Source organism: Amphritea sp. (assembly GCF_048266285.1).
In the GTDB taxonomy this organism is placed as follows: domain Bacteria; phylum Pseudomonadota; class Gammaproteobacteria; order Pseudomonadales; family Balneatricaceae; genus Amphritea.
In genome coordinates this window covers 1-12,834 of record NZ_JBLWZV010000037.1, presented here as the reverse complement: position 1 = coordinate 12,834, position 12,834 = coordinate 1, and the positions used below count along the sequence as shown (strand labels likewise).

Annotated in this window: 13 protein-coding genes; 7 read left to right on the top strand and 6 right to left on the bottom strand. The window is 50.0% G+C overall.

Annotated elements, in window-relative coordinates; genetic code table 11:
• The first annotated feature begins 21 nt into the window (after positions 1–21).
• The 3 genes from ACN0T0_RS19870 to ACN0T0_RS19860 all read left to right on the top strand — a co-directional run bounded on the left by ACN0T0_RS19870 (position 22) and on the right by ACN0T0_RS19860 (position 782).
• Positions 22–228 carry a hypothetical protein gene (locus ACN0T0_RS19870; protein WP_417228521.1) on the top strand — a complete coding sequence of 69 codons (207 nt, stop codon included), beginning with the start codon at positions 22–24 and terminating at the stop codon, positions 226–228.
• Positions 229–286: 58 nt separating this feature from the next.
• Positions 287–490 (top strand): hypothetical protein, encoded by a 204-nt coding sequence (locus ACN0T0_RS19865; RefSeq protein WP_417228519.1) that lies wholly within the window; start codon positions 287–289, stop codon positions 488–490.
• Between the two features lie 85 nt (positions 491–575).
• The gene (locus ACN0T0_RS19860; RefSeq protein ID WP_417228517.1) at positions 576–782 is read left to right on the top strand and encodes a hypothetical protein; all 207 of its coding nucleotides are present in this window, start codon (positions 576–578) and stop codon (positions 780–782) included.
• Between the two features lie 256 nt (positions 783–1,038).
• Here the strand turns inward: ACN0T0_RS19860 and ACN0T0_RS19855 are convergent, their stop codons facing one another.
• Positions 1,039–2,619 carry a fatty acyl-CoA synthetase gene (locus ACN0T0_RS19855; protein ID WP_417228515.1) on the bottom strand — a complete coding sequence of 527 codons (1,581 nt, stop codon included), beginning with the start codon at positions 2,617–2,619 and terminating at the stop codon, positions 1,039–1,041.
• Between the two features lie 115 nt (positions 2,620–2,734).
• Positions 2,735–3,739 (bottom strand): AraC family transcriptional regulator, encoded by a 1,005-nt coding sequence (locus tag ACN0T0_RS19850; RefSeq protein ID WP_417228513.1) that lies wholly within the window; start codon positions 3,737–3,739, stop codon positions 2,735–2,737.
• A 198-nt stretch (positions 3,740–3,937) separates the two neighbouring features.
• Between ACN0T0_RS19850 and ACN0T0_RS19845 the strand changes: the two genes are divergently transcribed.
• The 4 genes from ACN0T0_RS19845 to ACN0T0_RS19830 all read left to right on the top strand — a co-directional run bounded on the left by ACN0T0_RS19845 (position 3,938) and on the right by ACN0T0_RS19830 (position 8,037).
• Positions 3,938–4,699: an SDR family NAD(P)-dependent oxidoreductase gene (locus ACN0T0_RS19845; RefSeq protein WP_417228511.1), complete on the top strand. Its 762-nt coding sequence runs from the start codon at positions 3,938–3,940 to the stop codon at positions 4,697–4,699.
• Positions 4,700–4,710: 11 nt separating this feature from the next.
• Positions 4,711–5,868: an acyl-CoA dehydrogenase family protein gene (locus ACN0T0_RS19840; RefSeq protein ID WP_417228509.1), complete on the top strand. Its 1,158-nt coding sequence runs from the start codon at positions 4,711–4,713 to the stop codon at positions 5,866–5,868.
• A 24-nt stretch (positions 5,869–5,892) separates the two neighbouring features.
• Positions 5,893–7,080: a beta-ketothiolase BktB gene (gene bktB, locus ACN0T0_RS19835; RefSeq protein ID WP_417228507.1), complete on the top strand. Its 1,188-nt coding sequence runs from the start codon at positions 5,893–5,895 to the stop codon at positions 7,078–7,080.
• Between the two features lie 162 nt (positions 7,081–7,242).
• Complete coding sequence (locus ACN0T0_RS19830; RefSeq protein WP_417228505.1) at positions 7,243–8,037, top strand: CLCA_X family protein; 795 nt, start codon at positions 7,243–7,245, stop codon at positions 8,035–8,037.
• Between the two features lie 210 nt (positions 8,038–8,247).
• Here ACN0T0_RS19830 and ACN0T0_RS19825 read toward each other — a convergent pair whose 3' ends face one another.
• From ACN0T0_RS19825 to ACN0T0_RS19810, 4 genes are all read right to left on the bottom strand, one after another.
• Positions 8,248–9,348 carry an HDOD domain-containing protein gene (locus ACN0T0_RS19825; protein WP_417228503.1) on the bottom strand — a complete coding sequence of 367 codons (1,101 nt, stop codon included), beginning with the start codon at positions 9,346–9,348 and terminating at the stop codon, positions 8,248–8,250.
• A 405-nt stretch (positions 9,349–9,753) separates the two neighbouring features.
• On the bottom strand, positions 9,754–11,976 hold the full coding sequence (locus tag ACN0T0_RS19820) for a PepSY domain-containing protein (RefSeq protein ID WP_417228501.1): 2,223 nt from the start codon (positions 11,974–11,976) through the stop codon (positions 9,754–9,756).
• 22 nt (positions 11,977–11,998) lie between these two features.
• Positions 11,999–12,469, bottom strand: coding sequence for a DUF2271 domain-containing protein (locus ACN0T0_RS19815; RefSeq protein WP_417228499.1), 471 nt, complete (start codon positions 12,467–12,469; stop codon positions 11,999–12,001).
• Positions 12,470–12,487: 18 nt separating this feature from the next.
• Positions 12,488–12,834, bottom strand: a 347-nt coding sequence (locus ACN0T0_RS19810) for a PepSY domain-containing protein (protein ID WP_417228497.1), incomplete at its 5' end; no start/stop codon positions are given.

Genomic DNA, 12,834 nt, shown 5'->3' with positions numbered 1-12,834 from the left:
TAATTGTTTGAGGAATACATCATGAAAGCACTTATCACATCGATCGCACTGGCAACGACTCTGGCCGCTGGCGCAGCATCTGCCGCTACTAACTTTAATGTAGGTCAGTTAGGTGACAGCGTTAATGCTCAAAGTACATCTCGCCATCAAGCAACCGGTGACGTTGTTAAAACCGCTAACTTGCCAGGCAGCAGCTATAGCTCAGATCTGTTTGTTGGTAATAAATAAGTCAGCACTCGCCATCTATTGGTAACCATTGTTCATTTAATTGTTTGAGGAATACATCATGAAAGCACTTATCACATCGATCGCACTGGCAACGACTCTGGCCGCTGGCGCAGCGTCTGCAACTAACTTCAATGTGGGCCAACTGGGTGACAGCGTTAATACTCAAGGCGCATCTCGTCATCACGCAATGGGTGAAGTCGTTAAGACCACTAATTTGCCAGGCAGCAGCTATAGCTCAGATCTGTTTGTCGGTAATAAATAAGTAGCCGCTAAGTAGTAATTCGTTAGTCATCGTAAAATCATGAAGAAAGAGGGTTTTACTGAAACCATTTATAGAGGAATGGCCTATGAGAACATCTATTACTACGGTTAGCATCGCATTAGCACTGGTTGCCGGCGCAGCCAGTGCTTCAGCTAATTTTGATTCAGACCAAGTTGTTTATATCGACGCTCAAATGACCGGGCTGTACAACAACGAAGAAGTGAAAATCGTTGATGGACCTAATATTCCGGGTAAAAGCTACGGCCATAAATTGTTGATCTGCGGTAACTAAGCATGTTGCTTGGGATAAAATATCCTAGCAACCTGCGCCTGCTCTAAAGTGATTACCGCAAGTATTCATCTTTTTAGTATGAACGTTTTTTTAAAGCAAACCCGAGCCAAGAGCTCATTTTTGCATCCCTGCTTTTTACGTCTTCTAATCTGTTTTACATCCGCTTGAAGAGATAACCCTATTCCGCTTGATGACCCCTCTGGTTAACGCACACTTTTGGTTTTTTGTGTTTTATCTTCGTTATAGCTATCCCTATTCAAACCGATAACGCGGCATCTAGTTGTGCTTCGTTGTACTGTTGACGTAATTTTCGCTTAAGCAATTTCCCCGCTGTATTCTTCGGTAGCGCATCGGCCACAATAAAGGCTTTAGGCACTTTGAACGGAGCCAAATACTGTTGGCAGTGGCGGGTGAGTTCATCGTTGTCCGCATCTTCTCCCTGTTTGAAGACCACGATAGCGGTGATCGCTTCGATCCATTTTTCGTGGGGTGTGCCAATGACCGCAACTTCTGCGATAGCGGGATGCAGGTATAGCGCTTCTTCGACATCGCGGCTGGCCACCAACACGCCGCCGGTATTAACGACATCTTTGATTCGATCGACGATAAAGATGTAACCCTCTTCATCGGCATATGCCAAGTCACCTGAATGGAACCATCCGCCGGCAAAGGCCTCGGCTGTTTGCTCCGGCTTATCCCAGTAGCCCACCATCACATGGGGAGAGCGATGAATAATCTCACCCTGTTCCCCTGGCGAGCAATCTTCCATTGTCAGTGGATTAACAATCCGAGTTTCCACCGACATGATCGGTTTACCTATCGAGGCGAGTCGGCCTGTTTGTTCTTCCGGTGCCAGCACGGTGGCCAGTGGTGCCATTTCGCTCTGGCCATAGCAGTTAAACAGACGACAGCCGGGAAGGCGTTGCTGCAGTTCGGCGACGATGGGCTCCGGCATAATGGAGGCACCGTAGTAAATATTCACCAGTGAGCTGAGGTCGTGTTGATCAAAACCTGGGTGACGTAACAGCCCGATCCAAACAGTTGGTGGTGCAAACACTGAATTGAGCCGTTCACTGCTGATCGCCGTAAAGACTAGCTCCGGTAGTGGCGCTTGCAGGATATAGCTCATGGCACCGATCATGAGTGCGGGGATGGTAAAAACATGCATCTGCGCGGAGTGATACAGCGGCAACGCCGCTAGGCAACGATCATCAGTGGTCAGGTCAAGATGTTGGATGCAACTACTGTATTCGGCCATAAAGCCACGGTGGGTGTGCATCGCACCTTTGGGATGCGAGGTGGTGCCTGAGGTGTAAAGAATTTGGGCGATATCGGTATCCTGCACCTTGACGTCGGGTGGTTGATGATCCGCATTTGACTGACTTATCTGCAGAATATCGAGCAGTGAATGGGGTGTCGGTGTGTGCAGTGAGCCGGTAGTGGTGATCGCGGTATCCTGTACAACGGCAGCGACATTATCGGCCAGATCGTCATCCATAAAAATTGCTGCTGCACCGGATTGCTTTAATAGATAAAGCAGTTCGTCTTTGACGAGAGCATAGTTGATCGGTACATGGATCATGCCCGCACGGGTACAGGCCAGAAAGAGAATCAGGTAAGCATCAGAGTTTTTACCAAATGCCGCAATACGGTCGCCGGGTTGTAAACCACTTTGCAACAGGGCATTGGCCACGCGGTTAACGGCGCGGTCGAGCTGCTGATATGTCCAGTGGCGCTGTTGGAAGATGATGGCTTCTTTAGCGGCAAAGCGTTTTGCGGCGCGGCGCAGTCCATCACCGATGGTGTTCACTGTGGCGGTTTGGATGTCGGATAGCATTGATGCAGACCTTCTTATTTTTGTTTTGTCATTTAGAGTGTCTTTTTTCGCCGCGTTGGAAGCAATGATTAAACTGTCCAAAGCATTTGATAAAAGCGGTCAGTGGGGCGTTGCTCTAATGGTGTGTCGCTTGATAGGCACTGGGTGCGACACCGGTCCAGCCTTTGAATGCTCGGCAGAATGCGGCCTGTTCGGTGAAACCGACCAATTCACTGGTTTCGGCAACGCTGAGGGATTCTTCGGTGAGTAAGCGGATCGCGGTATCGCAACGAACTCGATCCTTGATCTGTTGATAACTATGGCCTTCTTCCTTGAGTTTGCGGCGCAATGTGCGGGAGGTCATATGTAGATCGTGGGCAATATCTTCCAGTGTCGCTGCCTGTTCTAATCCCTTATTTAGCATAAGGCGTTGAACTTGAATGCTAAGGCTATTGTTATCCCCAACGCGACGAAGCACCTCAAGGGGCGAACGGCGCAGAAAAGAATCTAGCTCAAGTGGGTCTCGCACCCGAGGCAGCATCAGTAATTTACTGCTGAAGCTGAAGCCGGCGGTGGGTTGGTCAAACAGTAAATGCTCGCCGAACATTGGTGGATATTCATCTTGATGGGCGGGGGCTGAGTAATTAAAGCGGGTGGTCTGAATCGCCAACTGACTATTGACCAACCAGCTACTGAAGCGTTGCCACATTAGTAACAAAAACTCCTGTAATAGGTGGTCTGGATCTAATTCTGGCTGCATCAATGTGATATCGATGTTGACGCTATCGGCTTCGATATGGAGGGCAAAATTAGCCTCAGACTGCACGGCATTATAGAAACGCACACTTTGTTGCAACATCGCCCCGAGCGTTTTCAACTGGAATAACGATTCCATCATCAGGGCGAACACACCGTTTTTGCTGGGGTGCTCGGTTAGGCCCATAAACTCATCGCCGGTGGCGCGCCAAACGGCTCTGATCAGGTTGGCTAATTGTACTTCGGTGATGCGGGCCCGGGGTTTATGCAGCAGTTCGCTGGGGACGGCGGCTCGCTCAAGCAGCGGCAGCGGATCAATTCCCTGGTTGATGGCTCCTCGTAGGCTCGCTTGTATGTAGTGATTGGAGACCAGTTTTTTTTTCATGGTTAATCATGGTTTTCCCTTAGTTAAGTGAGCATACCTTATCGCTGCCTATGGTACAAAAAGTGGCGCCGCCCACTCAGAGGTCGTGGTTGGTCGTTTTTATCAAACCGATTGTCTGTATTGGTCATAGCACAGTTGTCGACGTTCAGCGGATACTCCTCGGACAATAAAGATAAGTAATATGAGAGTTGAGTGGCGATGAATATCAGAAATAAAGTGGCGGTCGTCAGTGGCGGCGCATCCGGATTAGGGTTGGCAACGAGCCTACGTCTATTAGCAGAAGGGGCGCAGGTTTTAGTACTGGATATGAATAATGAGGCGGGCCAGGCGTTACAAGCGCAGTATCCGCAGCAAGTGCGTTTTTACCCAGTGGATGTCACCGATGCCGATGCGGTTGAGCAAGCACTTAGCGATGGTGTAAGCCAGTGGGGCCGTTTGGATATCTGTGTTAATTGCGCCGGCATTGTCGCTGCCGGTAAGGTCTTGGGGCGTGAAGGCGCGCTGCCACTGGCGCAGTTTAGCCATGCGATCAATATCAATCTTAACGGCACCTTTAATGTGCTGCGGGTCGCCGCCGAAAAGATGGCGGCAAAAGGGGCAGACGAAGAGCAGGGTGTGATTATCAATACTGCCTCGGTGGCTGCGTTCGATGGTCAAACGGGTCAGGCTGCATATAGTGCCAGTAAAGCGGCTATTGCTGGTATGACGCTACCACTGGCTCGGGATTTAGCCCCACACCATATTCGTGTAATGACGATTGCTCCCGGGCTATTTGATACTCCTATGATGCAATCGTTACCGGAAAAAGTTCGCGAGCCGTTGATTGAGATGGTGCAGTGTCCGAAACGTTTTGGTCTGCCGGAAGAGTTCGCCGATCTTTGTTGCCACATTATTACTAACCCCTATCTTAACGCTGAAGTGATCCGTCTCGATGCGGGTATTCGGATGGAATCGAAGTAAGGAGCCTAACCATGAATGCTTCATATACTGCAGCGGATAGCGCTGAATTAGCCCTGTTTCGAGATATGACCCAGCGAGCTTTGGCACAAGAAGTAACCCCCTATTACGATGATTGGGAACGTGCCGGCATTATGCCTAGGACTATTTGGCCTACATTGGGACAGGCGGGTATGCTCTGTGTTGATTTGCCAGAGCAGTATGGTGCGGCGGGCGCTCCCTTTGAGGTGGCGCAGCTAGTCTTGGGTGAGATGGCGCAGCTAGGGTATGGCGGTCTTGCCAGTAGTTTTAATATTCATTCAAATATCGTCGCGCCCTATATTTTGCATCGGGGAACCGATGCGCAAAAGCAACACTGGTTACCGAAGATGGTCAGTGGCGAGGTGGTGGGGGCTATTGCCATGACCGAGCCGGGTTCTGGCAGTGATCTGGCAGCCCTGCGTACCCGCGCGGTTCGCGACGGCGATGAGTGGGTGCTTAATGGCTCGAAAATCTTTATCACCAACGGTTTATTGGCTGACTTGGTGATTGTCTGTGCCTCTACCGATCCTGCTGCTGGGGCGAAGGGAATCTCTCTGTTTCTCGTGGATGCCTCGTTACCCGGTTTTTCACGGGGCAAAGGCATCAGTAAAATTGGTCAGCATTGCAGCGATACTGCAGAGCTATTTTTCGATAACCTTAGGCTCCCTGCCGATGCATTATTAGGCGAGGAAAATCACGGCTTCTTCTACCTCATGGATGAGTTACCAAGAGAACGGCTAGGCTGTGCCACGCAAGCCATTGCCGCGACCGATGGTGCCTTGGCGCTCACCCTCAACTACGTTCTGGAGCGGAAGGCATTCGGTCAAACGGTGGGCAGCTTTCAGAACACTCGCTTTAAATTAGCCGAAGTTAAAACCCAGCTAGAACTATGCCGCGCCTACTATCAACAATGTCTGCATCACTATAATCACGGCACGATGACCATTGAAGAGGCAGCCCTGCTTAAACTCAGTGCCACCGAGATGCAGTGTCAGGCTGCCGATCAATGTTTGCAGTTGTTCGGTGGCTATGGCTATACCACCGAATATCCTATCTCCCGGTTCTATGTTGATGCCCGGGTTCAGACTATCTACGCCGGCACCTCAGAGATTATGAAAGAGGTAATTGCGCGCCCGATGCTCGGTCGTTAACCGGACCACGAAGGAATAAACACTATGAAATTAAGTGATATCGTAATTGTTGATGGGGTACGTACCGCGATTGGTACATTTGGTGGCAGCCTGTCGAGTTTATCGCCGGCGGAATTAGGAACCGTAGCGGCCACCGAAGCGATTCGTCGCTCAGGAATTCCCGCTGAGGCGATCGATCATGCGGTCTTTGGCCATATCATCACCACGGCTCCGCAGGATGTTTATCTGTCTCGCCATATTGCACTTAATTCAGGGTTACCCGCGTCGTCCGCCGCCGTTAATGTGAATCGCCTGTGTGGTTCATCGGTGCAATCGGTTATTTCTGCCGCCCAGCTGTTGCTGATGGGGGATAGCCAGATCGCGTTGGCTGGGGGCGCCGAGAGTATGAGCCGTGGTGCTTACCTGATGCCGGATGCTCGTTATGGCGCGCGGATGGGCGACAGTCGTGTGGTCGATATGACTCAAGGGATTCTTAGTGATCCGTTTGGCAGTGGTCATATGGGCGTGACAGCTGAAAATATTGCTGCGCAGCAGGGCTATGGACGAGACGACCTAGATCGGTTCGCTGCAGAGAGTCATCGACGCGCATTAATGGCGATAGAGCAGGGGCATTTTCGCGATCAGATCGTTCCTGTTACTGTTAAACAAGGCCGTCAAGAATTTATCTTTGATACCGATGAGCATCCTCGGGCAGGCACTACTGTCGAAAGCTTGGCAAAACTGAAGCCAATATTTAAGCGAGATGGCATTGTGACCCCCGGTAACTCATCGGGCCTAAATGATGGTGCGGCGGCGATGGTTATGACGACGATGGCTGAAGCACAACGCCGTGGATTATCTCCCCGTTGTCGTATTCTTAGTTATGCCTTTGCCGGTGTTGCTCCGGAGTTGATGGGCTTGGGGCCGATACCCGCCGTTAAACAAGCGCTAAAAAATGCTGGGCTACAAATGCAGGATATCGATGTGATCGAATCCAACGAAGCTTTTGCCGCTCAGGCGATGGCGGTAACTGAACTATTGGGGATGCCTGAGGTTAAGGTTAATCCGAATGGCGGAGCTGTCGCATTAGGTCATCCTGTGGGGGCGACAGGCTCGATTATTATTATCAAAACAATGGCGGAGCTGGAACGTACCGAAGGGCGTTATGGATTGGTGACGATGTGCATTGGTGGTGGCCAAGGCATCGCACTGATTATTGAGCGGATTAGGTAATATTATCTAGGCTGTCTTTTTTGTGTTTAAGGACAGATGTGCAAGTTGTTGACACTTTAGATTAAGCCTAGGTTCTGGCATGAAACACTGCTCACGATCTCGTTACGGGAGTACAATGACCCCTCTGATTTAGAAATAGGGTAGAGCGGGTATTGTAGTCGTATGACGTTATCGCGTGAATTTTATCGCCACGGGCCGGATGTACGGCAAGGTAATCCCGTTAGCTTTGTTGAAGTGAGGAAGCGGTTTGATTTCAGGTTTATCGGTATTGGTCGCTGGGTGACGCAGGCGGAACAAAACCGAGCGGCGGGATTGTTTTACGATGCCTTGGTTGACCTGATGACCATCCTGAAATGCCCCGAACCGCTGATCTCATTGCGCGGAACCTTGTCGTTACAATACGGTATCGGTGGACGCCCCGGTGTTGCCGCCCATTATCAACCGTCGATGCGGTGCTTTTCTTTGGCCAAAAATGCAGGCCCAGGCAGCATTGCACATGAGTGGTTTCATGCACTCGATCATTATCTCGGTGGTACTGCTTTTGACGATGCGCCGGCAGGCATGTTTGCCTCAAAAGCTTGGCTAGCAGATGCAACGCCTGTGGTTCATCCTTTGAATGATGATCTGTACGCCTGTTTCAGGCATATTATGTTAGCTGAAGACGGCGATTCCCCTAGCCCGTTATTTGAGGTATCAGCGCGGGTCGATAGAGCGATGAATCAAGTGTATTACAGTCAGGCTGAGGAGTTATGCGCGAGAGCGTTTGAAGCCTTTGTTCAAGATGCGGCTATCACCAATAACTTTTTGGTTTCGGGGACTAAAATGACGGCTGAGGCGGAGCAGGGGTTGTATCCGCGAGGCGAGCAACGTGAACGTATTAATCTAGCCTTTCAGCGTTATTTTAATCGTTTGGGGGCTGCCTTAAACAGTGAAATTCGCCGGCAGACTCGTGCATAAAAGGTGGTAATGGCGATGGTTTGTTAGTGATCACTATGCCTGGTGATATAGTAAACATAACTTAATAACGTTCATATTGCTGGGATTATACTGATGCCTCTGTTGCAGTGATGCAAACAGAGCGCTGGATGCCACGCAACCTATGTCTTTAACATTTGCAACGCGCTTCCAGCTTATACCGCTTCAGAGCAGGCTCTGTTCAACCTTTAATCAAATAGCTAATGATGCCAGTAGGCGATTAAATTTCTTACGGAATGCGGTATCTGACAGTAGCTGAAGAACGAGCTTTTGGTCAGACGCTTCTAAATGGCCTTTTAGAAAATGAGTGCCAGGTTCTTCTGCTGCTTCGAGATTGAATTCAGACAGGTCACGAAGGCCTCTATACGCGACACGGTCACCGATACGTCCAGCTAAGTAAAGTAACACGGTATCTTTTAACTCATCATCTTTTAAAGCCAACTGCCCTGGGGCTTTGGCTAGTGGGAGCAGTGAGTTGGCAATGGCGCGTTCAATCTCTTCGGGCAAACCCCAATTTCGAGCTAACGTCGAGCCAACGATAGAGGAGTTTAAACCGCAACCCTGTTGCTGCGCTTTAACTCTGTCCATGACCGTCATACCTTCTGTATACCAAGCGTCTGTACCGTCCTCTCCTAGGATCAAACCTAGGTCACCGAGATTAAAAAATAACGCTTTGGTTGCGAGGACCGACGGGCGGGAGTGGCCAGCGTTTTGTCCTAATAAACTGGCAAAAGCACTTGCAACGGCGGTAGATATCCACACCCGCTGTAATGCTGTTTTTTGTGCTTCAGAACAGTCTTTAGTTTGGTTAGCTGTAGCGGCTTGGGAGACTAAGCTTCTAACAAAGCTGACTCCAAGGTAATTAACCGCATGCTGGACGCTTGAAATCGGCGAGGTTAAGGCAAAGGCTGCAGAGTTGACCGTTCGTAATACCGTCGCTGTTAGACCGGGATCCGCCGCGAGTGTTTCAACCAATTCTTTAGATGTATCTAAGCCGCTGGCTAACTTTGATTGCACGGGGTGAGGGTCTGGCAACTTTTTGCACAACTGTTGTGCTTTAGCGGCTTGTGTTTCATCGATCTGTGACGCAACTAACAGATCGAAATCGATGAGAGACGCTTGTTCCTCTTGTGGTACTTGAGGTAATTCAGCCGTGCCCCAATGACCCGACTCATCAAAAAGTTTTCCCAGAGGCTTCGAGGGTTTCGATGTTGACTCACTAGACTGCCTGGTGGTCTTCGGCCTCTTGTCAGCGTTTTTCTTTTTCTTTCTACCAAATAGTCCAAATAGCACGACAGTCGACTCCAATAGTTGGCGTATATCGTTGAATCAAACGCGGCTTAAGCGCTTATGTATAGCATTTTGATCATCGCAGAGCGTTTTGGCTAGCGCTTGAATCAATATTTTCGTTGATATTATATCGTTTAGGTTCACTTATCCCCATTTGTTAGTTTTCTTATCTTAGTTTATTGCGGCGTTCAGCTGAGTTGGTAATCGGTGTGATTTTTTGATAACCCACCGATCTAGCGCTTTCAGGTCATCATTGGGGGTGGCTGCGCTTCTATGCTTAACCTCTGCAGATAGCAAGCAGTCAAGGGGTTGGTGAACCGTACCGATGGCGCGGAAAGGAAGCCTCACCTCAACGAATGCACCTGTTTAAGAAGCCGCTTAGTGCGGGACTGATTCAGTCTGAATAGGCTAGTACACATCTTCACGGTAGCGTCCCTGCGCTTTCAGTGTCGCCACATCGATCCCCAGCGGGGCAATTACCTTGTCCAGTGCCGCCGCTACGCTACTCGCCATGTTACGACCGCCACATATTAAGAACTGTGCGCCTTCTCCGATCAATTGACGTAGCTCCACATCATCTTCAGTAATCTTATTCTGCACATATGCGCCTTGGTTGATGCGGGAGAAAACCGGATTTAATTTAGTTAACCGCTGATCTTTTAGGTAGCGCTTAAGCTCTGTTTCATAGAGAAAATCAGACTGTGGAGAGCGACCGCCCCAATAAAGGTGTATCGGGTGATGTGCTTTATTATTGCGGATAAAGCCCACTAACGGTCCAATGCCGGTGCCCGCGCCGATCAGTATTATCGGTGCCTTGCCCGATGCTGGGCGAAAGCTCGGATTAAGCTTTATGAAGGCCTCAATGGTGTCGCCGACGGATAGCCCATGAAGAAAACCGGAGCATACCCCGTCAGGATGGTGACGAACGCAGATCTCGAGAATGCCATTTTTCGATGCGGATGCCAGCGAGTAGAATCGCGGCACACTGCTGCCTGGCGGCAAGATACCCACAAGGTCGCCTGCATCAAAATGCGGTAAGCCGGCGCGTCTCAGTAAACGATTCAACAGACCTTTATGACTCCCTTCCGGTGACTTGAAGCGTAATACCGCCGTTGGCGCCTGCACCGCGGCACCGTAATCGACGCGTTCGACAAGGGTCAACGTCGTGCTAGCGGGATGAACCGGGACATGCACGAGTGTTAATTCCTTATCTAGAACGCTACTCACCGCCTGCCCCCAGCGGGCGAATTCCTGTGGGGATTGTCGATGGATGGTTTCGAGTGGTAGTAGCTGTGGCCAGCCCTTGGTGATGAGCGCGGCCTCAACCTCTTTGGCAAACTGGCAGAACTCAGGGAACTGTCGATCACCAAAACCTAAGACGGCAACAGGAACATCGGGTGTCTTAGACATTTTCGCCAGTCGTGTCAGAAAATGGTTAGCCGACGCCGGTGCGTCACCATCACCATAGGTGGCGGTCAGCATAAACATCCGTTTTGCCTGTGGATAATGATGGCCAATCTGATTCATGGGGGCGGTGTGAATCTGAAATCCTAAGCGATGAAGGGCGTCATGCAAGGTTTTGGCAAAGCCCCACGTACTGTTACTTTCACTGCCAACCAGAATGATGGTATCGGCAAGGCGAGCAGCGCTATTATGGTTTATGGTTGTGGCGGATTGTTTACGGCTCCACCAGATATGGATACCGGTCCATGCCATCAATGGCACAGCGAGCGCACTCAAACCAAGCAATAGACCAAGCCACCATAACCCTTCGCCGGTGTGTAACATGTAGATAAACTCATAGAGTTTTTGTGGGTTACCGTAAGCTTGATAAGAGAGTAATTGACCGGTTGCTTGATCAACAAAGCCGCTTCCTTGATTGGTGGTAATGGAATAAACACCCATTGGGTCGTTTGGATAGGGATAAACCAGCTCTCTGAATTCGGTGATAGGGATCGATTTTAATGCCGACAGGGTATCAATAGATGCAGGTACGCCGCCATTTACATGGGTTGGGAAACCGGGCTCAGCCGATGAGTAGTCGGGTATCAACTCAAAAGTCATGGCTGACATGTATAAGCCGGTAGAAGCCGATAATATCAGGCCCAGTACCGCCACTCGGCCTACCTCTGTATGCAGACGTTGCTTAAAGGGCCCTTGGATCGGTCGAAAAATATGACGCCAACCGCCGAGTCGATTGATCAACATGACGGCACCGGAAAAGGTTAACAGCAGCATAAAAAAAGCGGCGACCCCAGCAACAACTCGTCCAGGTGTCCCCAACAGATAAGACCGATGCAGGTTTTTTATCCACACCATAATGGGTGAGCTGGAATAGGCGCCAATCGTTGCCCCCGTTAGTGGGTTGATTAGGTCCGCTCCTGTTTGGTCGCCGTCAGTAAAGTAAACAATGATACTGCCTGACGGATGTCGTTGTATTTGCTCGGTGCCAGGGTAGCGAGTGATAAGTTTTCCCGCTAACTCCGCCACGCTGATTGACGATGTGCCTGCGATTTTAGCCTGTGAGCGTTCGAGAATCGGATCAAGCGAGAGCACAGCACCGGAGATGGTGAGCAGCACAACGAACAGTGTTGCTATCAAGCCAGACAGGGAGTGAAACTGACGTAACATAACGGGGTTCCTAGGCAGTTATTTAAAACGAATAGGTGAACGTTTTGATATAACCGCGGCCATTATTGGGTTTATCGACCCCTTCGCTGGTGAATGGCACGACAACATCATTACGGTTGTCTCGCATATCTTCGACAGCGGTATCAACGTGGAGCTGAAACCCTGCATCAATATAGGTGTCGGGCAGATCAAGGGTGACCGTTAATGTCTTACCCTCGGTAACGCTGGCACCGGATAGTCCATCGTACTCACTTTTGCGCTGCCCACTCCCCCGCGCCCAGCCGCTCAAGTGCTTGTAATATTTTGATTTCTTGCCAGCCACCCATAACGTTCTTTGATACTGACCGTCGGCATTGGTTAAATAAATGGCTAGATAAGCACCGTCACCGCCATAGTTTTTTAGCTGAGTGGTCAAGGTGACATCACGTGCATAGGATTGTGAAGATAGTAAAGCTGCAGCCATCAAACACAGGGTTATTGCTAAACGTTTCATGATTTATCTCCCTTACATTTATTCGATCGTGACTTTTGGTTTGTTTGTTGGCGTGTTACTACCGGAGTTTAAGTCGCTAGTTGATGATGGTTGGGCCTGGTTACCTAAGTTCAGGTAGTCAGATGCGTCATCTGAACCATCAAATTTGATTTCAAGTTCCATAATCTTCAGCGAAGCGGGTGAGAATTTCGCTTCAACTCGATGACCTTTGCGATCGCGTCCTTTGAGCTCATAACAGCCATCGTCCACTTTGATGCGCTTTACCTCCCAGCCATTGTCTACCATCATCTGACGGAGACGTTCTTTAGGTTGCCAATCGACGGTTGGGTCGGTGCAATCATCGCTGGCTAGCGCGGCACCACTGA

Excerpts from the sequence above, each read along its gene's own strand:
- ACN0T0_RS19870 (WP_417228521.1), top strand. The coding sequence starts at position 22 with ATGAAAGCACTTATCACATCGATCGCACTGGCAACGACTCTGGCCGCT.
- ACN0T0_RS19865 (WP_417228519.1), top strand. The coding sequence starts at position 287 with ATGAAAGCACTTATCACATCGATCGCACTGGCAACGACTCTGGCCGCT.
- ACN0T0_RS19860 (WP_417228517.1), top strand. The coding sequence starts at position 576 with ATGAGAACATCTATTACTACGGTTAGCATCGCATTAGCACTGGTTGCC.
- ACN0T0_RS19855 (WP_417228515.1), bottom strand. The coding sequence starts at position 2,619 with ATGCTATCCGACATCCAAACCGCCACAGTGAACACCATCGGTGATGGA.
- ACN0T0_RS19850 (WP_417228513.1), bottom strand. The coding sequence starts at position 3,739 with ATGAAAAAAAAACTGGTCTCCAATCACTACATACAAGCGAGCCTACGA.
- ACN0T0_RS19845 (WP_417228511.1), top strand. The coding sequence starts at position 3,938 with ATGAATATCAGAAATAAAGTGGCGGTCGTCAGTGGCGGCGCATCCGGA.
- ACN0T0_RS19840 (WP_417228509.1), top strand. The coding sequence starts at position 4,711 with ATGAATGCTTCATATACTGCAGCGGATAGCGCTGAATTAGCCCTGTTT.
- bktB (WP_417228507.1), top strand. The coding sequence starts at position 5,893 with ATGAAATTAAGTGATATCGTAATTGTTGATGGGGTACGTACCGCGATT.
- ACN0T0_RS19830 (WP_417228505.1), top strand. The coding sequence starts at position 7,243 with ATGACGTTATCGCGTGAATTTTATCGCCACGGGCCGGATGTACGGCAA.
- ACN0T0_RS19820 (WP_417228501.1), bottom strand. The coding sequence starts at position 11,976 with ATGTTACGTCAGTTTCACTCCCTGTCTGGCTTGATAGCAACACTGTTC.
- ACN0T0_RS19815 (WP_417228499.1), bottom strand. The coding sequence starts at position 12,469 with ATGAAACGTTTAGCAATAACCCTGTGTTTGATGGCTGCAGCTTTACTA.